The organism is Amycolatopsis speibonae (assembly GCF_042647925.1).
Lineage (GTDB): Bacteria > Actinomycetota > Actinomycetes > Mycobacteriales > Pseudonocardiaceae > Amycolatopsis > Amycolatopsis speibonae.
On sequence record NZ_JBHRWK010000025.1, the window covers coordinates 86,806 to 110,937 of the forward strand.

Annotated in this window: 28 protein-coding genes; 19 read left to right on the top strand and 9 right to left on the bottom strand. The window is 68.9% G+C overall.

Annotation, left to right across the window (positions count from 1 at the left end):
* Window positions 1–39: 39 nt before the first annotated feature.
* A complete protein-coding gene (locus ACFOSH_RS19060) occupies window positions 40–1,386 on the top strand; it encodes an SPFH domain-containing protein (protein ID WP_378240444.1) in 1,347 nt (448 codons plus the stop codon).
* Window positions 1,387–1,492: 106 nt separating this feature from the next.
* Window positions 1,493–1,975 carry a pyridoxamine 5'-phosphate oxidase family protein gene (locus tag ACFOSH_RS19065; RefSeq protein WP_378240303.1) on the top strand — a complete coding sequence of 161 codons (483 nt, stop codon included), beginning with the start codon at window positions 1,493–1,495 and terminating at the stop codon, window positions 1,973–1,975.
* Here the strand turns inward: ACFOSH_RS19065 and ACFOSH_RS19070 are convergent.
* From ACFOSH_RS19070 to ACFOSH_RS19080, 3 genes are read right to left on the bottom strand one after another with little or no spacing between them, the layout of a single operon-like run.
* A complete protein-coding gene (locus ACFOSH_RS19070; RefSeq protein WP_378240304.1) occupies window positions 1,965–2,345 on the bottom strand; it encodes a MerR family transcriptional regulator in 381 nt (126 codons plus the stop codon). The genes ACFOSH_RS19065 and ACFOSH_RS19070 overlap by 11 nt on opposite strands.
* Window positions 2,342–3,799 (bottom strand): DHA2 family efflux MFS transporter permease subunit, encoded by a 1,458-nt coding sequence (locus tag ACFOSH_RS19075; protein ID WP_378240305.1) that lies wholly within the window; start codon window positions 3,797–3,799, stop codon window positions 2,342–2,344. The genes ACFOSH_RS19070 and ACFOSH_RS19075 overlap by 4 nt, the downstream gene beginning before the upstream one ends.
* The gene (locus ACFOSH_RS19080) at window positions 3,796–4,380 is read right to left on the bottom strand and encodes an NADPH-dependent FMN reductase (RefSeq protein WP_378240306.1); all 585 of its coding nucleotides are present in this window, start codon (window positions 4,378–4,380) and stop codon (window positions 3,796–3,798) included. Before ACFOSH_RS19080 ends, ACFOSH_RS19075 begins: the two co-directional genes overlap by 4 nt.
* Before the next feature lie 323 nt (window positions 4,381–4,703).
* Here ACFOSH_RS19080 and ACFOSH_RS19085 point away from each other — a divergent pair, with 323 nt between their 5' ends.
* Genes ACFOSH_RS19085 through ACFOSH_RS19100 form a run of 4 tightly spaced genes read left to right on the top strand, consistent with a single transcriptional unit; the run spans window position 4,704 to window position 6,524 of the window.
* A complete protein-coding gene (locus tag ACFOSH_RS19085; protein ID WP_378240307.1) occupies window positions 4,704–5,090 on the top strand; it encodes a VOC family protein in 387 nt (128 codons plus the stop codon).
* Window positions 5,090–5,407 (top strand): metalloregulator ArsR/SmtB family transcription factor, encoded by a 318-nt coding sequence (locus tag ACFOSH_RS19090; RefSeq protein WP_378240308.1) that lies wholly within the window; start codon window positions 5,090–5,092, stop codon window positions 5,405–5,407. The genes ACFOSH_RS19085 and ACFOSH_RS19090 overlap by 1 nt, the downstream gene beginning before the upstream one ends.
* Before the next feature lie 59 nt (window positions 5,408–5,466).
* Window positions 5,467–5,955: an SRPBCC family protein gene (locus tag ACFOSH_RS19095; RefSeq protein WP_378240309.1), complete on the top strand. Its 489-nt coding sequence runs from the start codon at window positions 5,467–5,469 to the stop codon at window positions 5,953–5,955.
* Window positions 5,952–6,524, top strand: a complete 573-nt coding sequence (locus ACFOSH_RS19100; protein ID WP_378240310.1) for a TetR/AcrR family transcriptional regulator — start codon at window positions 5,952–5,954, stop codon at window positions 6,522–6,524. Before ACFOSH_RS19095 ends, ACFOSH_RS19100 begins: the two co-directional genes overlap by 4 nt.
* Here ACFOSH_RS19100 and ACFOSH_RS19105 read toward each other — a convergent pair.
* Both ACFOSH_RS19105 and ACFOSH_RS19110 read right to left on the bottom strand, forming a co-directional pair.
* Complete coding sequence (locus ACFOSH_RS19105) at window positions 6,515–7,273, bottom strand: SGNH/GDSL hydrolase family protein (RefSeq protein ID WP_378240312.1); 759 nt, start codon at window positions 7,271–7,273, stop codon at window positions 6,515–6,517. The two genes, ACFOSH_RS19100 and ACFOSH_RS19105, sit on opposite strands and share 10 nt — an antisense overlap.
* 75 nt (window positions 7,274–7,348) lie before the next feature.
* Complete coding sequence (locus ACFOSH_RS19110) at window positions 7,349–7,966, bottom strand: TetR/AcrR family transcriptional regulator (protein WP_378240313.1); 618 nt, start codon at window positions 7,964–7,966, stop codon at window positions 7,349–7,351.
* 50 nt (window positions 7,967–8,016) lie between these two features.
* Between ACFOSH_RS19110 and ACFOSH_RS19115 the strand changes: the two genes are divergently transcribed.
* The 6 genes from ACFOSH_RS19115 to ACFOSH_RS19140 all read left to right on the top strand — a co-directional run bounded on the left by ACFOSH_RS19115 (window position 8,017) and on the right by ACFOSH_RS19140 (window position 13,090).
* A complete protein-coding gene (locus tag ACFOSH_RS19115; protein WP_378240314.1) occupies window positions 8,017–8,355 on the top strand; it encodes a cupin domain-containing protein in 339 nt (112 codons plus the stop codon).
* A gap of 94 nt (window positions 8,356–8,449) precedes the next feature.
* Window positions 8,450–8,899 (top strand): hypothetical protein, encoded by a 450-nt coding sequence (locus tag ACFOSH_RS19120; RefSeq protein WP_378240315.1) that lies wholly within the window; start codon window positions 8,450–8,452, stop codon window positions 8,897–8,899.
* A gap of 139 nt (window positions 8,900–9,038) precedes the next feature.
* Window positions 9,039–10,517: an FAD-dependent oxidoreductase gene (locus ACFOSH_RS19125; protein WP_378240316.1), complete on the top strand. Its 1,479-nt coding sequence runs from the start codon at window positions 9,039–9,041 to the stop codon at window positions 10,515–10,517.
* Window positions 10,514–11,596, top strand: a complete 1,083-nt coding sequence (locus ACFOSH_RS19130; RefSeq protein ID WP_378240317.1) for a hypothetical protein — start codon at window positions 10,514–10,516, stop codon at window positions 11,594–11,596. The genes ACFOSH_RS19125 and ACFOSH_RS19130 overlap by 4 nt, the downstream gene beginning before the upstream one ends.
* A 27-nt stretch (window positions 11,597–11,623) precedes the next feature.
* A complete protein-coding gene (locus tag ACFOSH_RS19135) occupies window positions 11,624–12,223 on the top strand; it encodes a TetR/AcrR family transcriptional regulator (protein WP_378240318.1) in 600 nt (199 codons plus the stop codon).
* 138 nt (window positions 12,224–12,361) lie between these two features.
* Complete coding sequence (locus tag ACFOSH_RS19140) at window positions 12,362–13,090, top strand: VanZ family protein (protein ID WP_378240319.1); 729 nt, start codon at window positions 12,362–12,364, stop codon at window positions 13,088–13,090.
* A gap of 10 nt (window positions 13,091–13,100) precedes the next feature.
* On the opposite strand, the gene ACFOSH_RS19145 is transcribed toward ACFOSH_RS19140, so the two are convergent.
* Window positions 13,101–13,568, bottom strand: coding sequence for a glycogen operon protein GlgX (locus ACFOSH_RS19145; RefSeq protein WP_378240320.1), 468 nt, complete (start codon window positions 13,566–13,568; stop codon window positions 13,101–13,103).
* A gap of 104 nt (window positions 13,569–13,672) precedes the next feature.
* Between ACFOSH_RS19145 and ACFOSH_RS19150 the strand changes: the two genes are divergently transcribed.
* Window positions 13,673–14,404, top strand: coding sequence for a TetR family transcriptional regulator (locus ACFOSH_RS19150; RefSeq protein ID WP_378240321.1), 732 nt, complete (start codon window positions 13,673–13,675; stop codon window positions 14,402–14,404).
* 54 nt (window positions 14,405–14,458) lie between these two features.
* Here ACFOSH_RS19150 and ACFOSH_RS19155 read toward each other — a convergent pair whose 3' ends face one another.
* Window positions 14,459–15,085 carry a TetR/AcrR family transcriptional regulator gene (locus ACFOSH_RS19155; protein WP_378240322.1) on the bottom strand — a complete coding sequence of 209 codons (627 nt, stop codon included), beginning with the start codon at window positions 15,083–15,085 and terminating at the stop codon, window positions 14,459–14,461.
* A gap of 109 nt (window positions 15,086–15,194) precedes the next feature.
* Here ACFOSH_RS19155 and ACFOSH_RS19160 point away from each other — a divergent pair, with 109 nt between their 5' ends.
* From ACFOSH_RS19160 to ACFOSH_RS19175, 4 genes are all read left to right on the top strand, one after another.
* Complete coding sequence (locus tag ACFOSH_RS19160) at window positions 15,195–16,688, top strand: hypothetical protein (protein WP_378240323.1); 1,494 nt, start codon at window positions 15,195–15,197, stop codon at window positions 16,686–16,688.
* A 27-nt stretch (window positions 16,689–16,715) separates the two neighbouring features.
* A complete protein-coding gene (locus ACFOSH_RS19165; protein WP_378240325.1) occupies window positions 16,716–17,957 on the top strand; it encodes a sensor histidine kinase in 1,242 nt (413 codons plus the stop codon).
* Complete coding sequence (locus ACFOSH_RS19170; protein WP_378240326.1) at window positions 17,954–18,616, top strand: response regulator; 663 nt, start codon at window positions 17,954–17,956, stop codon at window positions 18,614–18,616. The genes ACFOSH_RS19165 and ACFOSH_RS19170 overlap by 4 nt, the downstream gene beginning before the upstream one ends.
* Before the next feature lie 104 nt (window positions 18,617–18,720).
* Window positions 18,721–19,893 (top strand): glycosyltransferase 87 family protein, encoded by a 1,173-nt coding sequence (locus ACFOSH_RS19175; RefSeq protein WP_378240327.1) that lies wholly within the window; start codon window positions 18,721–18,723, stop codon window positions 19,891–19,893.
* 78 nt (window positions 19,894–19,971) lie between these two features.
* On the opposite strand, the gene ACFOSH_RS19180 is transcribed toward ACFOSH_RS19175, so the two are convergent.
* The gene (locus ACFOSH_RS19180) at window positions 19,972–21,453 is read right to left on the bottom strand and encodes an FAD-dependent monooxygenase (protein ID WP_378240328.1); all 1,482 of its coding nucleotides are present in this window, start codon (window positions 21,451–21,453) and stop codon (window positions 19,972–19,974) included.
* A 76-nt stretch (window positions 21,454–21,529) separates the two neighbouring features.
* Here ACFOSH_RS19180 and ACFOSH_RS19185 point away from each other — a divergent pair, with 76 nt between their 5' ends.
* Window positions 21,530–22,153 (top strand): TetR family transcriptional regulator, encoded by a 624-nt coding sequence (locus ACFOSH_RS19185; RefSeq protein WP_378240329.1) that lies wholly within the window; start codon window positions 21,530–21,532, stop codon window positions 22,151–22,153.
* A 62-nt stretch (window positions 22,154–22,215) separates the two neighbouring features.
* On the opposite strand, the gene ACFOSH_RS19190 is transcribed toward ACFOSH_RS19185, so the two are convergent.
* Window positions 22,216–23,298: an epoxide hydrolase family protein gene (locus tag ACFOSH_RS19190; RefSeq protein WP_378240330.1), complete on the bottom strand. Its 1,083-nt coding sequence runs from the start codon at window positions 23,296–23,298 to the stop codon at window positions 22,216–22,218.
* 101 nt (window positions 23,299–23,399) lie between these two features.
* Between ACFOSH_RS19190 and ACFOSH_RS19195 the strand changes: the two genes are divergently transcribed.
* Window positions 23,400–23,867 carry a MarR family winged helix-turn-helix transcriptional regulator gene (locus ACFOSH_RS19195; protein ID WP_378240331.1) on the top strand — a complete coding sequence of 156 codons (468 nt, stop codon included), beginning with the start codon at window positions 23,400–23,402 and terminating at the stop codon, window positions 23,865–23,867.
* Window positions 23,868–24,132: the final 265 nt, after the last annotated feature.

The following is a 24,132-nucleotide window of genomic DNA, read 5'->3' on the forward strand; positions in this document are numbered from 1 at the left end:
ATTTGTTTCTACGTAAGGGGAAGGTAGTTGTCAGAGACAGTGGTGTTCATCGTCGTCGGACTGCTCGCGTTGTTCGTGGTCGTTGTCGTGGTCAAGGCGATCATGGTGGTGCCACAGGCCCAGTCGGCCGTGATCGAACGGCTGGGCCGGTTCCGGACGGTGGCCTCTCCCGGCCTGACGTTTCTGGTGCCCTTCCTGGACAAGGTGCGGGCGCGGATCGACCTCCGCGAACAGGTCGTCTCCTTCCCGCCCCAGCCGGTGATCACCGAGGACAACCTGACCGTGTCCATCGACACGGTCGTGTACTTCCAGGTGACCGACTCGCGGGCGGCGGTCTATGAGATCTCGAACTACATCGTCGGTGTCGAGCAGCTGACCACCACGACGCTGCGTAACGTCGTCGGTGGCATGAGCCTTGAGCAGACGCTGACCTCGCGTGACTCGATCAACAGCCAGCTGCGCGGTGTGCTCGACGAGGCCACCGGCCGCTGGGGCATCCGCGTCGCCCGTGTCGAGCTGAAGGCGATCGACCCGCCGCCCTCCATCCAGGACTCGATGGAGAAGCAGATGCGCGCCGACCGTGAGAAGCGCGCGATGATCCTGACCGCCGAGGGGCAGCGTGAATCGGCGATCAAGACCGCGGAAGGCCAGAAGCAGAGCCAGATCCTCGCGGCCGAAGGTGCCAAGCAGGCCGCGATCCTGGGCGCGGAGGCCGAGCGGCAGTCGCGGATCCTGCGGGCGCAGGGTGAACGTGCCGCCCGGTACCTGCAGGCCCAGGGCCAGGCGAAGGCCATCGAGAAGGTCTTCGCGGCGATCAAGGCCGGACGCCCTACTCCCGAGGTCCTGGCGTACCAGTACCTGCAGACCCTGCCGCAGCTGGCGCAGGGCGACGCGAACAAGGTCTGGATGATCCCGAGCGACTACGGCAAGGCCCTGGAGGGCTTCGCCCGGGCGCTCGGCGCCCCCGGCGACGACGGCGTGTTCCGCTACGAACCGCCGAAGGAAGACCCCGTCGAGAAGCCGGACTTGGAGGACGAAGAGGTCCAGGGCTGGTTCGACACCTCCAGCGACCCGAAGGTCGCCGAGGCCGTCGCGGCCGCGGAAGCCGTGGCGCGCAAGGAGGTTCCGGCACTCGGCGTCGCGACGCCGCGGCAGGAGCCGCCCGCTCCGCGCAAGGTTCCCAATGTCGCTCCCGAGCCGGAGGCCGCCCCGGAGCCCCCGCAGCAGCAGGCTCCGCCGCCTCCGGCCCGGTTGCCGCAGGCCCAGCCGCCCGCCGGCCCGCAGGGAGGCCCGTACCAGGGGCCGCCGTCGCAGGGACCGGGCAGCGGCCCGTTCCCGCAGCAGGGCCCGTTCGGCGGGCCGCAGGGTGGTCCGCCGCAGCGCTGATCCGGAATCGTGAGAGGGCCGTCCCGTCCGGGGCGGCCCTCTTCGTTTCGCCCGGGGTCCGCGGGACGCTGGACCTCGACCGCGGCCGAGGTTGCAGGGTGGCCTCATGGACCGACCGACTTTCGCCGTACCGGGCTTCCTCGACGAGCCGCGCCTGCCTGCCAGCGTCGCCACCACCACCGGCCGGGGGAACCCGGCCCTGGCGATGATGTGGTTCGTGGCCGAGGAAAGCAGACTGTGGTTCCACACCCCTGCATCCGGGGACAGGCCGTCCCCGTTCCTGGCCGCCGCTCGTGACGAGCGCGAGGTCGCGGTCATGGTCGCGACGTTCGACCCGCCCGGCGACGTCCGCCAAGTGCGGATGACCGGGCCCGCGAGGCTGGAGACCAAGGACCTCGCCCGGATCCGCCGCATCTACGAGCGCTACATCGCGGCATGGTCCCCGGAATGGGCGGACCATGCCGCGTCGCCTGACGCTCGGCTGTGGTCGATGTCCCCTGTCCGGGGTATGGCCGTGGCCTACCCCGGACTGGAGGACCACCCGGTGTTCCGCTGGTCGACCGCGGCGGACGGGCCCTTCAGCTCCTGAGGAACCCGAGCGATCGGTACTCGCCGACCACCTCGGTGAGTTCGGCGATACGCGCCTGCCCGGCGTCGATGAGCCGCTGCCCGGCCCGGGACCACTGCTCGAGGTCGGGGGACATCGGCGGGATCTCGGCCAGGATCTCCGCGCTGTCGGCGAGGCTGAGCCCGACCCGCTGGGCGGCCACCGCGAGCCGGATCCGGCAGATGGCGTCGACGGTGAACCGGCGCGCGTTGCCCGCGGTGCGTTCGGCGGTGATGACGCGGTAGCGCTCGTAGTACCGGACGGCGTTGGCCGACACGCCGGCCCGGCTCGCGACCTCACCGATGGTCAGGTGGGCATCGAGCCGGGGAAGTGCCGGGGTCGGCGTCGTCATGCTGCGCTCCGTACCGTCGTGGGTTCCGCCGCCGAGGCTACCGGGGCGGGCCGGGTCTTCAGCCTCACCACCAGGGCGATCACCATGACCGCCAGGACACCGACGAGCGTCACGCGATACGAAGAGACGAGCTCCTCGGCCAGCCCGGTGCTCGCCGACGGGTCGCTCAGCGCCGCGAGCCCCCGCCCTCCGGTGGCCGCCGCGATCAACCCGGTGAACACCGCGCTCACCACCGCCGTACCGACCGCGCTCGCGATGGTGCTGGCCAGGGGAAGGATCGCGGAACCGGACGCGAGGTCCGATCCGTGCAGGTTCCGGCCTGCACTGACGATCGTGGGCATCATGATCGCTCCGGTGCCCGCCCCCTGGAACACACCCAAGATCGCCAGCACCGGGTACGGCGTGTCCGGCGCGAGGACGAACATGGTCATCCCGGTCGCGATGATGGCCAGGCTCAGCCCGGTCCCGACGACGATCCGCGGCCCGAAGCGTTCCAGGACGCGAGCGGCGAACTGGATGGTGATGCCCATCCCGAGCGCGCCCGGCACCGACAGCAGCGCGCTGACCATGGGCGAGTCACCGCGGATGACCTGGACGTAGGCGGGCATCAGCAGCATCGAACCGAAGTATGGCGCGGCGTACAGGACGAGGACCGCGGTGTTGCGCCCGAACGTCCGGTCACGCAGGAGCCGGACATTCAGCAGCGGCGCGCGATGGTGCCACGACCGGCGGGTGAACACCGCCATGAGCGCCGATCCGGCGACCACGATCGCCACGCGGGCGCCCCAGCCGAGCGCCTCCTCACTGAATCCGTAGGCCACCGCGACGACACCGGGGACGAGCAGCAGACCACCCAGGAGGTCGATCGGGGAGCGTTCCGCCGACGGCGCATCGGCGGGAATCCAGCGCAGCACGCCCACCACGGCGAGCAGCGCGGGCGGGACGGTGATGAAGAACAGCGCCCGCCACGACAGGCTGTCCAGCAGGAAGCCGCCGAGCACCGGGCCCAGAATAGGCCCGACCAGCAGAGGCAGCCCGGTGATCGTGGTCATCCGGCTCCGGCGTGCCGGATCCACCGTGCCGAAACCGATGGTCATCCCCAAGGGATTGATCAGGCCACCGGCGAGACCCTGTACCGCCCGTGCGGCGATCAGCCATCCGAGATCGCCGGCGGCACCGGCGGCCGCGGACGCCGCCGCGAACACGAGCAACGCGACCAGGTACACCCGGCGCGTTCCCCAGCGTTGAGCCATGGTCGCCGCGAGAGGCATCGCCGCGACCATGGCGAGCGCGTAGGCCGTCGCGACCCACTGGATGGTGGTGAGCGACGCGGAGAAGGTCGTCATGAACCGCGGCAGCGCGACGGCGACGATCGTGGTGTCCAGAACGGCCATCAACCCGCCGAGCGCGATCACCGCGGCGATGCGCAGTTCCTGCGCGGTCAGGCGGTTCATGCCGCACCCGCCTGATCCGCGACCCGTCCGGCGCGCAGCGTGCGGGCCCACCAGTCCAGCTCGGTCATCGTCCCGGCCAGCGCGGCGCGCTCGCCTTCGGTGGCTTCGTACCCGTTCGGGCCGAGACGGGTCCACGGTGCGTTCAGCAGCACCGCGTCGCGGACGGTGGTGGCCCGCAGTTCGGGGAAGATCAGCCGCAGCTGCTCGATCGCGCGGATGCCACCCGAACCCGCCCCGTAGCCCACGAACCCGACAGGCTTGTACGCCCACTCGGTGAAGTGCCAGTCGATCGCGTTCTTCAGCGCGGCGGGGAAGCTGTGGTTGTACTCCGGCGTGACGACCAGGTAGGCGTCGGCCGCGTGCAGCCTGGCGCTGATCGCCGTCTCGGTGCCGCCGGGCCGCGTTCCCTGCAACGGGAGATCGACGTCGGCGAGGTCGATCGGATCGGCCTCCAGACCGTCGATCGCGGCGAGTTCGGTCAGAAGCCAGCCCGTGATGGCGTCGGCGAAACGCTCGTGCCGGACGCTGCCGATGATCACGGCGAGGCGAAGCGGGGACTGCGCGGTGGTTTCTGTGTTCATGACGACGACGCTAAAAGCTCGTCCATAGGTGAACTCAAGCTGTTGCGGCCCTGGTCACGATCCCTGGACTTCCAGCTAGATCGAGGTTGTAGGGAGGCGTTTTTGGTTGGCTTTCGGGCAGGGTTCGGCAAACGGATCAACGCCGACGTCGATCCCGGCCGCATCGCGATCAAGCCGGGCCCATCAACTCTGACTCCGTCAAAGGCAAGGCGTACGCGGATTGTTCACGGACTTCGGGATTGCCACGTGCGCGCCAGTGGTCACGGTGGCCGCGTGTGAAGGCCCGTTTGACACGTAGGAAATCTCCTACGTAAAGTCGCGGGATGACCATCGACCGCATCCAGTTCCTCACCGTGCCGGTCTCTGATCAGGCCAAGGCACGGGACTTCTACATCGGCAAGCTCGGTTTCGTCCTGCTCGTCGACGTCAGCGGCCCGCACGGCCCGTTCGTCATGGCCGGCCCCCAGGGAGCGGAGACCGGCGTCGTCCTGGTCGACCGCGCAGTCGGCGGGCCCGATCACGACACGCGCGTGCACTTCCAGCTCAGCACCGCCGACATCGATGGCGACATCGCGGAGCTTCGCGCTCAGGGCGTCGAGGTCGCCGACGCGGAGGAGATGCCGTGGGGCCGCGTGACGTCCTTGAAAGATCCCGACGGCAATGCGATGGGACTGCTCGAACCCTCCGGCTACGGGAACTGGCCACGCTAGTGCCGGTCAACGACGACGTCTTCGCCGCGCTCGCCAACCCGGCCCGCCGCGAGGTACTGGGCATCCTTCTCGACGGCCCGCGGGCCGCGGGTGAGATCGCCGAGCGTTTCGACATGCGGCGGCCGAGCCTGTCGGAACACCTTCGTGTGCTACGCGAAGCGGGGCTCGTCCGGGAAGAGCGGCAGGGCCGCAATCGCGTCTACTCTCTGGAAGCCGCACCGCTGCAGGAAGTCTCCGACTGGCTTTCGCCCTACGAACAATACTGGCGCGGAAAGCTGGCCGATCTGCGTGACCTGCTGGACGAGGAGGAGCTCTGAACGACGAGGATCCGACAGCCGTCCACGTCGATCAGTTCCTGGCGCATCCGCCGCGCAAGGTGTGGCGCGCGCTGACCGAGCCGCAGCTGCTGGAGCGCTGGCTCCGCATGCCCAACGACATCAAACCCGTTGTGGGCCACCGGTTCGAACTGCTCGCGGACCCCGTTCCCGCCGCCGGTTTCGCGGGCGGCCCGGTCGCCTGCGAGGTGCTGGCCGTGGAGCCGGAGCGGTTGCTCAGTATCAGCTGGGGTCCGGAGTGGACGGTCACGTGGCGGCTCGAGCCGGAGGGCCGGGGCACCCGGCTGTTCCTCAGCCACGAGGGCTTCGACCCCGACGACGAATTCCAGCGGATGTCGCGACGGATCATGGGGCGGCGGCCGGCGCACCGGCGTCCCCAAGGCGTTGGCGCGCGTGCTGGACGAGATGCCGGACTAGCGGCGGAAGCACTCCGGTCTCGTGAGTGGCAGGGACGGTTGGAACCAGCTTTACCACTCACGAGTCAGCCGCCGTACCGGCTCTCGACAACGGGTCTAAGATCCCCGCTGTGACGGACGAGAAACCGCTCCGAGCCGATGCCCGCCGTAACCGCACACGGGTGCTGGAGGCCGCGGAGCGCGTTTTCACGGCCAAAGGCACCAGTGCGCCGACCGAAGAAGTCGCCCGCGAGGCAGGCGTCGGCGTCGGCACCGTGTTCCGGCACTTTCCGACGAAAGAAGCGCTGCTGGAGGCGGTTCTTTACGCACGCCTGCACCGCTTCGTCGACGAAGCGGAATCCACGGTGGCCGCCGACTCACCGGACCCGGGCGCCGCGTTCTTCGGGTTCCTGACCGGCTGGATCGCGATGGCCGACGCCAAGAACGCCTACTTCGAAGCCCTGTCGGCGGCCGGGATCAGCGTTCCCTCGGCGGGATCGGTCATCGGTGTCCGCCTCAAGGACGCGCTCGGCATCCTGCTCAGCCGGGCGCAGGACACCGGCGACGTCCGCAAGGATCTCGGCGTCGACGAACTCATCCCGGTGATCATCGGAACGGCGAAGGCGGCGGAACATGCCGGGCCCGAACTACGGACCCGGACGATCTGCATCCTCTTCGACGGACTCAGGCCACGTCAGGGGTAAGGGTCCATCGTCGGGTGTTTCGGCGCGAGCGTGTCGCCCGAGGACTCGCCTCGCAGCCTGCGCTTGATCCACGGGACGGCATGTTCCCTGCCCCACTGGAGGTTCTCGGTGCGCCGCGCCTGCGGGCTCAGCAGCGGCCGCGGCCCGAGCTCGGCAGGCGTCAGCTTGTGCGGTTCGCCGAGCGCGTCGAGTACGGCGATGGCGATCTCGTTGTGCCCCGCGGAGTTCAGGTGCAGCCGGTCCGGCGCCCACAGACGCCTGTCGCGCAGCCGGCGCATCGCCCACATGTCCACCAGTAGCGCCCCGTGCCGGGCCGCGATCCCGCGGACGTGCTCGTTGTAGATCGCGACGCGCCCCCGGATCCGGCGGAACAGAGCGTCTTCGACCCCGTCGACACCGGTGAAGAGCACGACGCGCGCACCGGTCGCGACGACTTTGCCGACAGCGACGTCGTAGTCGTCAATGAGACCGTCGATGTCGACCTTCGGCCTCATCAGGTCGTTGCCGCCCGCGTAGACCGTCACGAGGTCCGGATTCAGCGCCAGCGCCGGTTCCAACTGCTCCGCGAGGACCTGCCCGAGCAGTTTGCCGCGGATCGCGAGGTTGGCGTAGCGGAAGTCCTGGCGAGTGGCCGCGAGCCCACCGGCGACCCTGTCGGCCCAGCCGCGGACGCCGTTGGGGGACGACGGGTCCTCGTCGCCGACACCCTCGGTGAAGGAGTCACCAAGACAAACTAAGCGGTTGGTCATCGCACGGGACACGGGGCAGGCCCGTCAAGTCGTGATGGCATATCCGGATGCTACCCAGACACTCGGACGTCCCGGCTACGGCCCGGGGCGTTCCGTCGGCCGGTCCTGGACGGCGGCCGCCAGCAGTGCCTGCGCGGTCCGGCACAGGAGGTCGGCGGCCTCGGGGCGGGGCAGGCCCGCGATGTCCGTGAGCCAGATCAGCGCCTCGATACCGGTGGCGGAGCGGATCGCCACCGCGAGCCGGTGGACGTCGATGTCGGGCCTGGAAGCGTGCAGCGGGGACAGCGCTTCTTCGATCCAGCCGATGGCGCGGCCCTGGCGCAGCACGGGCTGCTCGCCGTCGCGGATCGGTTCCAGGGACAGCCGCAGTGAGGCGCGCAGCTGCGGTTCCCAATCCAGCGTCAGACGGGTGAAAGCGGCCATCAGGACGTCGAGGCGGGCGGCCGGATCCTGTGGCGCGTCAGCCGGGAGCAGGGAGGTGCGGTCGATCTCCGGATGCGCCGCGGCGACCAGCGCCCGCTGATTGGCGAAGTAGCGGTAGGCCGTGGTCCGCGAGATGCCGGCCGCGGCGGCCGCCGCTTCGACGGTGGGTGCCACGCCGTCGGCGAGCAGCGTGCGGGCGGCTTCCACCAGTGCCGTCCGGGTGCGGTTCTTCTGGGCACGGCGGCCGGTCGCTTCATAGGGGACAGCCATGCCCATCATGGTACTATAGTGCCCATAAATGGGAGTGTCAGGAGGCGATCATGGGCCCGGATCCAGCAGCCACGAATCCCGACTTCTACAGCGTGGTCTTCGAGAACGACCGAGTCCGCGTGCTGGAGTACCGCGACAGGCCGGGTCACCGCACCACTCCGCATGGCCACCCGGACAGCGTCATGATCACTCTGACCTCGTTCCGCCGCCGGCTCTCGGCAGGCGGGCGGCAGGTCGAGGTGGAGCTGCCGGCGGGCCAGGCGCGCTGGCTCGACGCGCAGGACCACTCCGGGGAGAACATCGGAGACACCGAAACCCACTCGATCTTCGTCGAGCTGAAGGAAGGTCGGCAGGCGGCCTCGGGTGCGCTCGGCCCGCACGAGAGCTGACAAGTTCGGGACGGCTGCCGGAAAAACGAGCGGCATTTCCCTTGGCGCTTGCTACCTTCTCGCGGTTGATCTTCACCTGAAGGAGTGTTCCCGTATGTCGTCCGTTCTCCGCCGGGTCGTCGTGGCCGCCTCCGGTCTCGTCATGTTCCTGGGTCTCGCCCAGGCTCCCGCGCAGGCCTCCACCCAGGCCGTCTCCTGCTCCGGTACCAACATCTTCTCCAAGACCGTCGACGGGCTCGGCGAGCTGGTCATCTACTACAACTCCGGCAACGGCGGCACCAACAGCGCCTGCTTCTATCACCGCGGCGCGGCATACGGGAAGTCCTCGTACACCTACGTCGTCATCAGCCGCTGCAAGGAAACGGGCAGCGAAGGCCAGCCCTGCACGCCCACCGTCACCTCGTCGCCCGACGATGGTGACTTCGCCTACAAGGCGGGCCCGGTCGGCGTCACCGGCACCGGGAACTACTGCGTGTCGGCCCGGGGCTATCTGAACTGGGGCGGCAAGTACCACGCGGTCGAAAGCGGTCGCCAGGGCTGCTGAAACCCGCCACTGAGGGCCACCCGGCATCCGGGTGGCCCTTTGTGCTGTCCGGGGCCGGTTCCTTGACAGCCTCCGGCGACATTCATACATTCATGCAGGCGTTGTCAATCTGTATGAATGACGCTGGGAGTTGATCCGCATGCGCCTCGGGAAGACTGTCGTCGTCCTCGGTGGCAGCGCCGCCGGTCTCTGCACCGCGGGAGCGCTCGCCCCGTATTTCGACCAGGTCCTGGTACTCGAACGTGACGAGCTTCCGGCCGAGGCCGAACATCGGCGCGGGGTGCCGCAGAGCAAGCATCCGCATTTCCTGCTGAACTCGGGCCGCCGTGCGATCGGCGCGCTGTTCCCCGGGTTCGAGGACGACCTCATCGCCGCCGGGGGACTGCATCTCATGCCGTCCATGGACGCCGCCTATCTCGACGGCGAAGGCTGGTCGGCACGCAAACGCAGCGCCATGACGATGATCTACAGCTCGCGGATCCTCATCGAACGCGTGCTGCGCGACAAGGTCAGGGAGTTGCCCAACGTCATGATCCGCGAAGGTGTCGCGGCGAGCGGAGTGACCACACGGGACGGCGACGTCACCGGGGTCGGCTTCTCCGGGCGTGACGGCGACGAGCACGTCGACGCCGACTTCGTGGTGGACGCGATGGGCCGTGGATCCTCCGTCGGCGCCTGGCTGGCGGCGGCAGGCTGGCCCGAACCCGAGGTGCGGACCCTCGACGCCAAGGTCACCTACACCTCGCGCTGGTACGACCTGCCGTCACCCGACGACCGACCCGGGTCTTGGTGGTGGCAGCACCTGGTGATCATGCCGACCCCCGACAAGGGAACGCATCCGGACGAGCACGAGTTCCTGGTGAACTTCTTCCCCATCGAGGGCAACCGGGTCATCGCGTGCATGGGCTCGTGGGGACTCGAGATGCCGCGGACCACCGAGTCGTTCGTCGAGTCGGCCCGCCGGGTGAGGGCGCCGCTGTTCGCGGCCGCGATGGACCGGTCCACCCCGACCTCCGAAGTCCACTTGACCAGGTCGACAGGCAACAAGTGGCGGCGCTACGACCTGCTCCGCACTCCGCCGAGGCGCCTGGCGTTCATCGGCGACTCGATCTGCGCGTTCAACCCGTTCTACGCGCAGGGCATCAGTTCCGCCGCGGGATCGGCGCTGCTGTTGCGCGAGCACCTCGCCGACACTGACCGTCTCGACGGGCAATTCTCCGCACAGTTCCTTGCCGCGCAACGAAAGCTGCTCAACGTGCCGTGGAGCCTGGCGATGGCGAGGGACCAGGGTTACGCCTGCGCCGTGGGCACCGAAAAGGCGGCGGAGTGGAAGCGCCGCCTACTGTCGGCGATGTCCGGACCGGCGTTCAGGCTCATCGTCGGCGCCGCCCGCGAGGACGACGTCGTCGACGAGCACTTCGCGAAAGTGTTCAACCTCGACGAGTCCCTGCGCGACATGATGACGAACCCGCGAGTGCTCGCGGGGCTGCTGCGCTACCGGATCCGGGCCGCGCTGGGACGGCACCGGGTCCCGTTCGACTTCGACGCCCGGGCCGAACCGCCGGTCACGGACTACTCGCCGGGAGGCACCGCCGCGAAACCGGCGGTCTCCAGGTGAGCGCCGTATGCGGGCCGGAGGCGGAAGCCGTCACCCGCGGCCTCGGCTTCGACTGCCACGACGTGTCCCCGTGGCTCTCGATCCGTCCACCGTGGACAGCGGCGCACTGGACGATGCCGCTGCTGGAACTGCTCGTCCTCGGCGGCGCCGTCTTCGCGCTGGTCCACGCCGTCCGGCGGCACCGTCAGGGCGATTCGACCAACCTGGCACTGTGGTGCGCCTCGCTGGTCTACCTCTTCGTCATCGAGCCGCCGCTCTACTTCCCGGAGTGGTTCGGCCTCGAAGGACAGTACGGTTTCATCTTCGCCCACAACCGGTTCACCGTTCAGTTCATGTGGGACCGCCTGCCGCTCTACATCATCGCGTTCTACCCGATGATCAGCCAGCTCGTCTACGAGCTCGTCCGCTCGCTCGGGATCTTCCGCGCCCGCGGCGCGCTGATCGGCTCGGTGGCGGTCGCCTTCGCCTGCCAGGTGTTCTACGAGGTCTTCGATCACCTCGGCCCGCAGCTGAAATGGTGGGCCTGGAACGGGGACAACCGGATCGTCAATCACCCCGCGCTGGATTCGGTGCCCATGAACAGCATGCTGCTCTTCGCCTCCGTCTCGATGGGCGCCATGACCTATCTGGTGGTGCGCCTGGCCGGCGGACCGCGGCGCGGTCGGTCGCTCGCGGGGCGCGTCGTGCTGGCCGGTGTCCTCACCCCGCCGACCATGGCGATCGCCGGACTCCCGTCGAGCGTCTTCGGCGGAAGCGAACCGAACACGACCGCGCAAGCCTGGGTTCTCGGCGTCGAACTGGCCCTGCTGTGGCTGGCGGGGACCTGGATCTTCGTCCGGCATCGCGGTCCCGGCGAGCCCCTGGCGCCCTTCGCCCGGTTCTATCCCGCCGTGTACCTGGGTGGGATGGCCGTGTTCTGGCTGGGCGCCCTACCGGCCTACCTCGCCGCGGAAGACGGCATCACCGAAGACGGCGCCCCGATCGGGAACGGGCTCTACGCACTGGCCTGCTTCGCGGGCGCCGGTCTGATGCTGGCCGCGTTGTACCGCGTGCGCCGCGCGGCACCTGCCACCGTCTGAGATTCTCCGTTCGGGGAAGATGGAGCGATGGGGCACCACGGATGGCAGGGCAACCCACCCGGAACCGAGCACGAGGCTCGCCGCCGGATCGTCGCCGCGGCGACGGCCTGTATCGACCGGGTAGGCCTCGCCAAGACCAGCCTCTCCGACGTCGCCGCGGAAGCGGGCGTGACCCGGCAGACCGTCTACCGCTACTTCCCGAGCCTGGCCGACATCCTCGGCGCGGTCGCGCTGGACCGGGTCGAGGAGTTCGCGAGGCGGATGGAACGGCACCTGGCCTCGTTCGGCAGCGCCACCGAGGTCGCCGTGGAATCCGTGGTGTTCGGCGTCCGCGCCGTTCCCGAAGACCCCCATCTGGGGCTGCTCTTGAAAGCGGGCGAAGCCGACGTCTTCACCGTCGCGGTCACTTCGTTGCAGTCTTTCTCACTCGGCGCGCGGATCCTCCGGAACGTGCCGGTCGATTGGGCCGCGGTGGGCGTCACTAGCGATGAGGACTACGAAGGGCTCGCCGAGATGCTGATGCGGCTGTTCCTCTCGTTCCTGCAGTACCCCTCGACCCCGGCCCACACCGACGATCGACTGCGGGCCCTGGTCCGCCGCTGGATCGGCCCCGCCCTGGGCGGCTGACCGCACGGCCGTGACAATCGGACGCCGCGAAGTATCGACGCAAATGGTAGTTATTCACCGACAATAGTCGGGGTTCTTGTCTGGCCTTCACGATGCTGCCACTCTCGCCGAAGACGATCACCGGCGAAAGGGGAGTGCATGGGATGGTGGTGGCAGGCATTCTCCGGCGCCGCACCGTGGTCGCTGCTCGCCGCCGCGGCCGGTGCGGGCATCGCCGAATTCGTGGCGCGCTTTCAGGGAAAGCGGCGGCGTCCGTTCGCGGCGGCACTGGATTTCGGTTTGCTGGCCTCGTTTTTCGCGGTGCTCCTGGTCGTGTTCGTCCCGGCGCCGACGGCGGGACGTGGTTCGTCGGTGAGCCTTCACCTGCTGGCGGACGTCCTGCCCGTCTTCAGCGATCACCCGGACCTCGCCCTGATCCAGTTGGCGGGCAACGTCTTCCTGCTGACGCCGCTCGCGGTGCTGATGCCGGTGCGCTTCGGCTGGGCGAGGCCGGTGCCGCGGATCGTCGTCTCCGCGTTCGTGGTGTCCGTGTCGATCGAGTGTCTTCAGGTCTGGCAGGGCGCCGGCCGGGTCGGGTCGCTGGACGACGTGCTGTGCAACACGGCGGGCGCCGCACTCGCGGCCTGGCGCGCAAGCCGACGGCGCGCCCGGAGTACGACAACGGGCACCGTGCGCGTGTGGCGCCGCTCGGGGATCGAGGTCCGTCGTTCCGGCATGGCGAACACGCGCCGAGGGCAACGGCTGATCGGCCGCGTGACCCTGTGCGACCTCCCGCCGCTGGCCGAAGGCGCGACCCTCGAGATCACACTGTCCGAATCGGACGGTGGTGCCCTGCTCGTGTCGGCCCAGGCGTCGGTGGCGGCGTGAACGGCGAGCGCTATCTCGGCCGGACGCCCGCCATGACGGCGTCCAGGCTGGGCAGCCACCGCTGCCGGGGATCCGGTTCCACGAGCCATTCCGCGTGGGCCTCGACGCGTCCGGAGTCGGCGGGCAAGGGGAGCAGTGCGCCCCAGGCGAGCACTTCGACGTGCTGCGGAAGGGAGATCCGAGCGGGAATGAGCCCGTCGGTCTCCGCGAGTACGGCGACACGCGGGCCCTGCTGGGTCAGCACCGTCAAGGCGGGGCCCCCGCAGCCGGTCTCGGCGAGCCGGGCGAGGACCTGATTGCCGTTGATCTTGGGCAGGGTCACCGCGCAGACCCCGTTCTCCAGCACCAGGAACGGCTGCGAGCCACGCCATTTCAGCGACCAGCCGAACAGTCGGCCGTAGAAGGCGTCGCCTCGGGGGCGGACCGAGTCCCGTGGCAAGAGGGGCTCGACCGGTAGCACTTGCTGGTCCAGCGACATCGTCGGCGCCTTCCGAACGGCAGATGGGGACACGATGCCCCGGGAGTCTTCGACAGCCTAACGGCACTCAGTGTCACTAGCAAGTCTGCTGCTACCGTCCCGCTATGACCGATTCGCCGCGCCGAGCGCCGGTGACCAGAGCCGGGGCGACCCCCGCGGGCAGGCGCCGCCTGCGCCGCGCGCTCGCCGCGGCGGCCGTGGACCTGTTCGTGGCCAAGGGATACGAGGCCACCACGGTGGACGAGATCGCGGCCGCCGCCGGGGTGGGTCGGCGCACGTTCTTCCGGTACTTCGAGGCGAAGGACGACGTGCTCTTCGCGAACCACGACGAGATCGTGGCCGAGATGGAGGAGACGTTCGCCGCCGCGGGCCCGGATCGTGATCCCGTGGAGATGGCGTGCGCCGCCGTCAGCCTGGTCCTCGACTCCTACGCCGCGGAGCTCGACGTCTCGCTCAAGCGGTTCACGCTGACGCGGACGGTGCCTTCGCTGCGGGACAAAGAGGTCGCGACCGTCGACCGCTATCAGCGCGTGCTCGCGCGCTATCTGCGGGCGCGGTTCGCGGAACAGGGTGACGAGACGGCGAGCCTGCGGGCGGACGTGGCCGCCGCGGCGATCGCGGCCGCCAACAACCACGTCCTCCGGCGCTGGCTGCGCAGCGGCGGTCAGGACGACATCACCGCCAGCGCCGCCGAGGCCTTCGCGCTGGTCATCGACGCGTTCCGGCCCGGCGGCGCGTCCGAAGGGCCCGAAACGACGGTGGTGGCCGTGATGACCACAGCGACACCCCTGCATGCCGTCATCGCCAAGGTGAACGCCGCCTTGGCCGAGAAGTAGCACGACATCCAGCCTGGCACTCGGTGCCACACGGGGTGTCGGGGATCTTGATCGTCAACCGGCCTCGGTACGCGTCCGCACCAGGGGGAGGTAGATGGTGTCGATGATTTCGGTGAGGGTGCTGTCCGGGATGACGGTGACATCGCGGACGAGGTATTCGTTACGGAGCAGGTCGAGGGCGACGGTGGCGACGCGAGGTGTCAGCGCGTCTGGGCGGGCCTGACCGCGGTCGACAGCGCGGCCGAGCACCGTGAGCCATCGGCGCGTGCCTGCTTCCACGAGTCGGTCTCGAGCTTCGCGCAGCAACTCCGGCTCGTCGCGAAGCTCGGTGGCGAGAATGCGCAGCACTTCGCCATGTGGCGAAGCGATCCGTTCGGCCGCGGCACGCAACAAGGCGAGCACGTCGGCGCGCAGGTCGCCGGTGTCGGGCAGGTCCTCGGTCACCGCGGTGCGGCGATAGGCGGCCACCGCCAAGGCCGCGCGGTGGGGCCAGCGACGGTAGACCGCGGACTTGTTGGTCCCGGCGCGTGCGGCGACGCGATCGATGGTCAGGCCGGCGTATCCGCTCCCGAGCAGCTCGTCCAACGCTGCCCGCAGGATCGCCTGTTCCAGCGCGGCGCCCCGGCGTCGTGGCGCACGCCGGGGATCGTCGACGTCGCCTGATCTCGGTGAAACGGCCATCCTCACAGTTTAGGGGACTACTCGTCCTCTAAAGCGCGCCGGGGTGCTAGCTTTGAGCATCATAGGGGACGAACAGTCCCTTAAGGTTGCTGAAGCAAAGGAGCTCTCGATGACCCGGACCTCTTTGACGGAGGGTCGGTTGCCGGACATCCGGATCGGTGTCGCCCAGGGCTCGTCGTACGGCTTGTTCGGTCCACCTGAAACCTTTGTGCCGCAGGCCCGCGAACTGGGAGCCGGCATCGTACGGGTGAACATCTGCTGGTCGCAGATAGAGCCTGAGCCGGACTGTTTCGTCTGGGACACCGTGGACGCTGTGCTGGAGCAGCTCGATGGCGACGTCGAGGCCTGGGTCACGGTCGTGTCCGGCTCACCGTGGGCGACACGACGCTCGACGAAGTGGTTGCCTGCCTCACCCGCGGCCGACGCGGAGCGATACAGCCGATTCGTCCGTGCGATCGCGGAGCGTGGCGCCGGCAGGATCCGGTTCTGGCAATGCGAGATCGAGCCGTGCCTGCCCCTGTTCTGGGATGGCACCGCCGAGGAATACCTGGCGCATCTGCGGCTCTTTCGCGATGCGGTCAAACAGGCCGATCCCGAAGCGCTGGTGGTACTCGGTGGCGCGGTGCCCGGTGCGATGCTCGGCGACGGCGCGGCCGGCACCCGGACCTGGGCGACGTTCTTCGGGCAGGTGCTGCGCGGCGCCGCGGAATGTTTCGACATCTTCGACGTGCATCCTTATGGCGACCCCTATCTGGTCGCTTCACTCGTCGAGGCCTGCCACGCGCAGATGGCCGCGCACGGGTATCGGAAACCCGTGGTGGTCGCCGAACAAGGCGGTCCGCTGCCGACCGAGTTCCCCGGCAACCTGCCGTATCTGGCCGAGGTACTGGCCGTGCATCAGCGACAGTTCCTCGGGCAGGAACCGATGCCCGACACCGCCGAGACCGTGGCGGCAGCGGAAGATGCGGCGGTGGTCGAGCTCTACGACAGAATGGGCGAACTCCCGCCCGCGTTGCAGATGTTCATGGCCGGGTGTCCGGCCGAACTGGATGCGAAACGTCACCGGCTGGCCTGCCGGGACCTGGTGATGCGCACCGTCCTGGCCTTGTCGGCCGGTGCGCGGCGCAGCCTGTCCTTTCCGCTTGCCTACGAGCGGCAACTGGACTCCGGCAGCCGGGTGGTCGCCGCCCTGATGTTCGACAAGCTGAAGCTGATGGATCGTGTCGGGGACGCGATCGAGCACCGATACCCGGCCGCCGAGACTTTCGAACTCCTGGCTCGCCACCTCGACGGTGCCGGACAAGTCGACCGGATCACCGTCGACGACCGACCAGGCCTGTACTTGTTCGAGATCCCGCGAATCGGCCGTACCCCGGTGCTGATCGTCTGGGAACGCGCGGCCACCCAGGACACCGACGCGGTATCGGCGACCGAGTTCACCCGGGAATGGGCCCACCCCACCGCCTGCGCGGTGGACGTCTTCGGCGCCGAGGTGCCGGTCGAACGGGACGGCGGAACACTGCGCCTCTCCGTTTCGGCGACCCCGGTCTTCATCACCAGCGAGCCACCGGAAGGGGCGGCCCCTTCTGATCACGCAGGGTGAGTCGAGCTGAAGGTAGGGTCACGCCTGATGGCCGACCGACAACGCCTGCGGGTGTGGTGGGATGCCCTGCGCTACACGGCGTTCACCGGAACCGACGCCCCGCCGAAGCGTTCGGCGGGGCTGCGCTGGCTGCGTCTTCTCACCATCGTCGGCTGGGCGTTCTGGTCGGGTTTCGTCACGTTCTCGACCGTTTCGGTATCGCCGCCCGCGAAGACGTTCAACGTGCTCGTCACGGTGCTGCCCTGCCTGCTCGCGGTGCGCTCGCCACTGTGGGGATGGCGCACGCTGATCGTCGGCATCGCGACCACCCCGCTGACCCTGCCCGGCATCTCCGGTGCCTGGGGCTGGCATTGGGCGCCGGGCCTCGCGCTCACGGCGGCGCTTGTCTTCTACCTCGTGGGCGAGAGCAACGACCAGGCGGAACTGACCTGGGCGGGGCTGATCTCCTTCGCCGCCGCGGTGCCGTTCGTCCGCGACTGGCGTGACGCGGCACTGCTCGTGATGCTGGGCGGGATAGCGTTCTTCCTCGGCAACACGGTCCGCCAGCGCAGGCTCGCCGAGGAAGAGCGCAGGGCGCAACAAGAGCGCAGGCTCGCCGAGGAGGCCCGGGCGGCACTCTTGGAGGAGCGCGCGGGCATCGCGCGGGAACTCCACGACGTGGTCGCACACCACATGTCCGTGCTCGCGTTACGCGCGGACTCGGCCCGGTTCCGCTTCGCCGATCCGGGCGAGAACGGCCGCGAGGCCGAGATCTGGCAGGAGTTCGCCGACCTCGCCGGAACCGCCCGCGAGGGCCTGACCGAACTGCGCAGGCTGCTCGGAGTGCTCCGATCCGAGGATCACGCGCTCCTGGTCGCGCCACAGCCGGGGCTGGCGAGAGTGGTCGAACTCGTCGAAGGCGTCAAGGCCGCCGGCACGTCGTGCGAGCTCGACCTGCGCGGCGACCTCGACGCGGTTCCGGTCGGGGTCGCGTTGTCGGTGTTCCGGATCGCGCAGGAAGCGCTGAGCAACGCGATCCAGCACGCTCCCGGCGCGTCGATCTCCGTCGAACTCGCGGCCGGACGGGAATCGGTCCGGCTGTTCATCGAGAACGGCCCCGGAGACAGTCCGAAGAGGACAGACCAGGCGGGCGGCGGGCACGGCTTGGTCGGGATGCGGGAACGGGCCGCTATGCTCGCGGCGGATCTTGAGGTGGGGGAAACGCCGGACGGTGGGTTCCTGGTCGCCCTGACCGTTCCGCTCGATCGTGAAGGGCAGCCGAAACCGTGATCTCGGTGGTCATCGCCGACGACCAGACCATGGTCAGGCAGAGTTTCCGCGCGGTGCTCGACGCACAGCCGGACATGCGGGTGGTCGGAGAGGCCGCGGACGGGACCACCGCCGTCGCGCTGTGCGCCGAACTCGAACCGGACATCGTGCTGATGGACGTGCGCATGCCCGAACTCGACGGGATCGAGGCGACCCGGCGGATAGTGGCGGAGCGGCGAGAAGTCCGCGTGCTGATCCTGACCACCTTCGACATCGACGAGTACGTGTTCGGCGGGCTGCGGGCGGGCGCCAGCGGGTTCCTGCTGAAAGACGCCCCACTGGACGACCTGGTGACCGCCGTCAGAGTGGTGTCCTCGGGCAACGCGCTCTTCGCACCCACGATCACCAGGCGACTGATCGGCGAGTTCACCCGCACCCACGCGTCCGCTCACACCGGTCACTCCCTCGTCGCCGAGCTGACCGCCCGTGAGACAGAGGTGCTCCGGCTGATCGCACGCGGCCTGTCCAACACGGAGATCGCCGAGGCGCTGGTGATCGCGGAACAGACGGCGAAATCCCACGTCAGCAGGGTGTTCGCGAAGCTCGGGGTGCGTGATCGCGCCCAAGCGGTCATGGTCGCGTACGAGGCTGGCCTCGTCGTGCCGGGCACCACGCCCTGATACCGGGGTAGTGGTACACGCGAAGATCGAATACCGGGGTAGGGGCGCCGGAACTGGTCCCTGGGGCGATGCTTCCCGGTCCGGTTCCCGAGATCGTTTCCCCCATGAAGTGGTCGAAAGAGCTGCGTCTCAACCGGGTGCCGGTCGTCGTCGGCGGTGCGATGACCGTGTTCGCCTTGGTCGCGCTCGTCTGGTGGATTTCGGATACGCCGCTCGGCATCGATTCGGCTGTCTACCGGGCAGGCGGGTTCGCCGTGGTCCGCGGCGAAAGCGTGTATTCACCGCTGCACGCGCTTCCCGACTGGGCATTGGAACTTCCGTTCACCTATCCGCCGTTCGCCGCGCTGCTCTTCACCGCGTTGACCGCGCTGCCGACCCAGTTGTGCTGGGGTCTGCTCGCGCTGGCCGCGGCCCCCTCCCTCTACTTCGCGCTTCGGCCGTTCGCCGATCGAGCGCACCTTCCGCTTCTGCTGCTCGGAGCTTTCGCGCTGCAACCGGTGTGGCAGACCATCGGCCTCGGCCAGGTCAATCTCGTCCTGATGGCCGCCGTCGTGGCGGACATGGTCCTCCTGCGCGACTCGCGCTGGCGCGGAATCACGATCGGGATCGTCGCGGCGATCAAACTGATCCCGCTGATCTTCATCGTCCACCTCCTGGTGGTCAGGCGGTTCGCCGACGCGGTTCGGACGCTGGCGGCCTTTCTCGGGGTGACGGCGTTCGCGATGGTCGTCCTGCCGGGGGACTCCGTGCGGTACTGGACCTCGGCGATCCTCAACGCCCACTTCGCCGCGACGAAGGGCTGGGTGGGAAACCAGTCGTGGCAAGCGTTCGTCGCGCGGACGATGCCGGACGGGACGGCGGCCACAGTCGTGATCGTGGCGTTCGGCGTGGCTTGCGCGGCGCTGGCGATGTGGCTCGTGCACCGGCTCCACCGCGCGGGCGACGATCGAGCCGCGCTGCTGGTCACGGCCGGATGTTCCCTGCTGATCAGTCCGATCTCCTGGACACACCACTGGGTTTGGGTGGTGCCCGCGGTCGGCTACCTCGTCGCCAAGGGCCATCGTGGGGTAGCGGTGGCGATCGCCGTCCTGTTCACCGGGTGGACGGTCGCGGTCGTTCCGGGCGGGGGCGGCGTCGAGCGTGACTGGACCCTCGGGGAGGCGATCGTCGGCAACGCGTACTTGATCGTGCTCCTCATCGCAGGCGTCACGTGCCTGGCCCGACTCTCCCGGAACCAGGACAGGCTCGTGGCCGAGTCTGGCGTTACCGGCGCTTGAGGAACATCGGAGGCGACAGATGTATTCACCAATCGAACGGGTTCCCCCTCGTGGTCTGAGGGGGAACCCGGACGATCGTTACCGGCCGAACCATTGGTGCAGCGCGGCTTCTGGGCTCTCGGCACCCGCTGCCCAGCACACGTGGCCGTCCGGGCGAACCAGCACCGCCCGCGCGTCCACCGCGTCCCGCCAGTCCTCGGTCACGGTCGCCGACACGTGGTCGACCCGGCCTCGCGCGTGGCCGGCCAGCGTCGCCTCGCCGTCGAGTTCCAGCAGCAGGCCCCGACCGCCGCGGAGCAGGTCGTAGGTCCGGGTCGGGCCGACGGCCGTGGTCAGCCCGAGATCGGGCATCCGGGAGCCCACGAGGGGATGCTCCGAGTCGCCGTAGCGCACGTCGAGGCCGGAAATCATGCCGGCCAGGTAGCGGTTGCCGTCGGGTGTCCGCGCGAGATCGAGGACGATGTCGCGCAGCACCGCGACGTTCTCGTCCTCGATCATGTTCATCAGCACGCCCTGTGCCTTGGTGTTGTTCAGCACCCGGGCGGCTACCGGGTGGCGCTCGGCGTGGTAGCCGTCCAGCAACGCGTCTCCCGCCCGGTCACGCAGTCGCGCCGCGAGCTTCCAGCCGAGGTTGACCGCGTCCTGGATGCCGAGGTTGATGCCCTGCCCGCCGACCGGGAGGTGGATGTGCGCCGCGTCGCCGGCGAAGAACACCCGGTCCACCCGATACCGGTCGACCTGCCGCGAGGCGTTGCTGAACCGCGATGCCCACCGGATCTCCTGGAGGTCGGTTTCCTCGCCGTACACGGCCTGCAGTGCGGTGCGCGCCTCGGCCAAGGCGACCGGGGTATCCCGGGGGACCCGGGTCGGCGAGCCGAACATCAGCCGGTAGCACCCATTATCCAAAGGAGACAGTGCCGTCCAGTGGCCGTCCTTACCGCGGACATGCCGGCTGAAATGCTCCATCGTGGTCGGTATCGCGTCCGACCGGCTGGTCAGCACGACATCGGAGACGACCGCGGAGATCGTGCCCGCCGTACCGGGGAAACCGACGCCGACCAGCTTGCGCACCCCGCTGTGCGCGCCGTCGCAAGCGACCAGGTATTGCCCACGGAGCCGCACCGCCTCGCCATCCGGACCGGTCACGGTCCCGGTAACGCCCTCGGTGTCCTGATCCAGTGTCACCAGTTCGTGCCCGCGCAGCACCGGGATGCCGTACTCGACGACCCGCTTCTCCAGCACTTCCTCGACCCGGGCCTGCGGAATCGGCACACCCCACGGATGCCGGGTCCGCCAGGGCCGGCAGTCCAGTGGCACCGGCAGCGCCGCGAAGTGACCGCCCGCCCCGTGCCGCGCCGTCGCGCGGTCCAGCACGTTGTCGAGCAGGCCACGCTGGTCCAGCACCTCGGCGGTGCGCGGCTGCAGGCCGCCGGCCTTGGACTGGCCGCTGCGCTCGACAAGCTTCTCCACCACCACGGTCCGGACCCCGGCCAGGCCCAGCTCGGCGGCCAGCATCAACCCGGTCGGCCCACCGCCCACCACGATGACCTCGGTCTCCATCGCCCCTCCACTCCTTCGGTACACCCGGTAGATATGTATACCAGGTTTACTTACCGCCTTGGTATAGGATTTACCGGTGACCGGGTTGCGAGAGCGTAAGAAGCTGCAGACCAGGACCGCGATCTCCAAGGCCGCGATCGCGCTGTTCCTGCGGTCCGGCTTCGACCAGGTCTCGGTCGTGGAGGTGGCCGAGGCGGCGGAGGTCTCCAAGCGCACCCTGTTCAAGTACTTCCCGACCAAGGAAGACCTGGTGCTGCACCGCTTCGCCGATCATGAGACCGAGACCGCCCGGGTGGTCCTGGACCGTGCGGCGGGGGAGACGCCGTTGGCCGCGCTGCACCGGTTCTTCCTGGACCGACTCGCCGAGCGCGATCCGGCCTATGGCCTGTGCGACGACCCCGAGGTGCTCGCCTTCTATCGGATGGTCTCCATGACCGACAGCCTCAGGGCCCGCTTGAAGCAGTACGGAACCCGCGGCGACGCCGCGCTGACCGACGCGTTGGTTGCGGCCAACGCCGCTCAAACGACCGCGCACCTGGCCGCCCGCCAGATCAGCCGGACCCTCCAGGTCCTGGTCGAGCTGAACTGGCGGCAACTGGCCGAGGGGTGCCGCGCCGACGATCTTTACCCCGAGGCCGTGGCCAACGCCAACCACGCCTTCGACCTGCTTCGTGGCGGTCTTGGCGACCATTTCGGCTGACCCGGGCGATCGCCGAACATCGCGGGTGAGTTCGTTCTGCAGGTCCGATGTCTTCACAGGCCTTACCTGAGGAGAGCGAGGAAGAAGTCCCGGATGTCTTCGGCGAGCAGGTCCGGCACTTCCATCGCGGCGAAGTGGCCGCCGCGCTCGAACTCCGACCAGTGCCTGACGTCGTACAGCCGCTCGGCCAACGGTCGCACCGACTGCGTGATGTCGTACGGGAGTACCGCCACGCCGAGCGGCACGCGGCAAGGCGCGTTTCCTCTCAGGCCGTCATGGTGCAGCCGTGCGGACGAGGCCGCGGTGGCTGTCAGCCAGTACAGCGAGATGTCGGTGAGCATCCGGTCGTCGCCGATCGGAGAGCGAGGATCCGTCCACTGTGCGAAGCGCTCGGCGATCCAGGCCAACTGGCCGACCGGTGAATCGGTCAGCGCGTAGCCGATGGTCTGCGGGGTGGCGACCTGCAGAGCCTGGTAAGGCGGGCGATTCGCCATCAGGCTCCTGACCCTGTCCAGCCGGGCTTCGTCCTGTTCGGACAGTTCGACGCCGGCGTCCGGATCCGGCCGGGTCGGAAGGTAGTTCACGTGCACCCCGACGACCTGATCCGGAGCCACCGCGCCGAGCGCCGTCGAAATGCCCGAGCCGAAGTCGCCGCCCTGTGCTCCGTAGCGCTCGTACCCGAGGCGGCGCATCAGTTCGGCCCAGGCCCGGGCGATCCTGTCGATGCTCCAGCCGCGTTCGTGGGTCGGACCGGAGAAGCCGTAGCCCGGGATGGACGGGATCACCAGGTGGAAGTCGCGTGACAACGGCTCGATCACGTCGAGGAATTCCAGGAAGGAGCCGGGCCAGCCGTGAGTGAGGATCAGCGCGAGTGCGTCCGGGCGGGCGGACCGGACGTGGACGAAGTGGATGTTCTGACCTTCGATCCCGATGGTGAAATGCGGAAGCTCGTTGAGCTCGGCTTCGTGGGCGCGCCAGTCGTAGCCGGTGCGCCAGTGATCGGCCAGTTCTCTGAGCCGTGCCAGCGGGAATCCGTAGTCCCAGCCCGCGTCGGCGACCTCGTTGGGCCAGCGGGTGCGGGAAAGCCGGTCGTTGAGGTCGTCGAGGTCGGCTTGGGGGATGTCGATGCGGAAGGGCTTGATCATGGTCTCGGCTCCACGGCGTCTTATCGTTGGTCGACCAAACGTTTAGGTTCCCAACGATAGCGCAATCGTTCGGCCGCCCAACGATTCGTTAGACTCGTCACATGGAGAACCCCGAGGACGAGCCGTACGCCAGGTGGCGGGACCTGCCCAGCTGGCTGCTCACCCAGACGGCGAACCACGCTCATCGCCTGGTGACCGACGGGTTCTCCGCTGTCGACGCCCGTGGCTACCACTTCCGCGTGCTGGCGACGCTGGACGAATCCGGGCCCGCCAGCCAGGCGACGCTGGGCCGCCGCAGCGGCATCCACGTCAGCGAGATGGTCGCGACGATCAACGAGCTCGCCGAGCGTGAGCTGGTCGAGCGCGCCCCGGACCCGGCCGATCGGCGCCGCAACGTCATCTCGCTGACCGCAGCGGGTGAACGGCAGTTGCGACGGCTGGAAAAGCAGCTGGCCGAGCGTCAGGACGAACTCTTGGCACCGTTGTCGGCTGCCGAGCGGGAACGGTTCGCCGCGCTGCTCACGAAGCTGCTGGAGCACCACGACCGGCGGGCCGGTGAAGCCTCGTGAGCGGCTAGACGGCTCTAACCCGAATCGCCACTCACGACCAACCCGACCGACGTGTCACCGCCGCTTGGCCGCTTGGGAAGGGGTGAAGGTCGAGACCGTTCGCCCACGGCTCGGCGCGCCCGCATTGAGGTGACCAAACGCCATGGGTGTCGACCGCGATGGCGACCCGGGTCAGATCGTCTTGGACCGCGACAGACGAGGTTTTCGCGCCGCCCGCGATGATGGCCACCGTGTCATGGAGGTTCCGTTCGCTCATGCTCAGAAC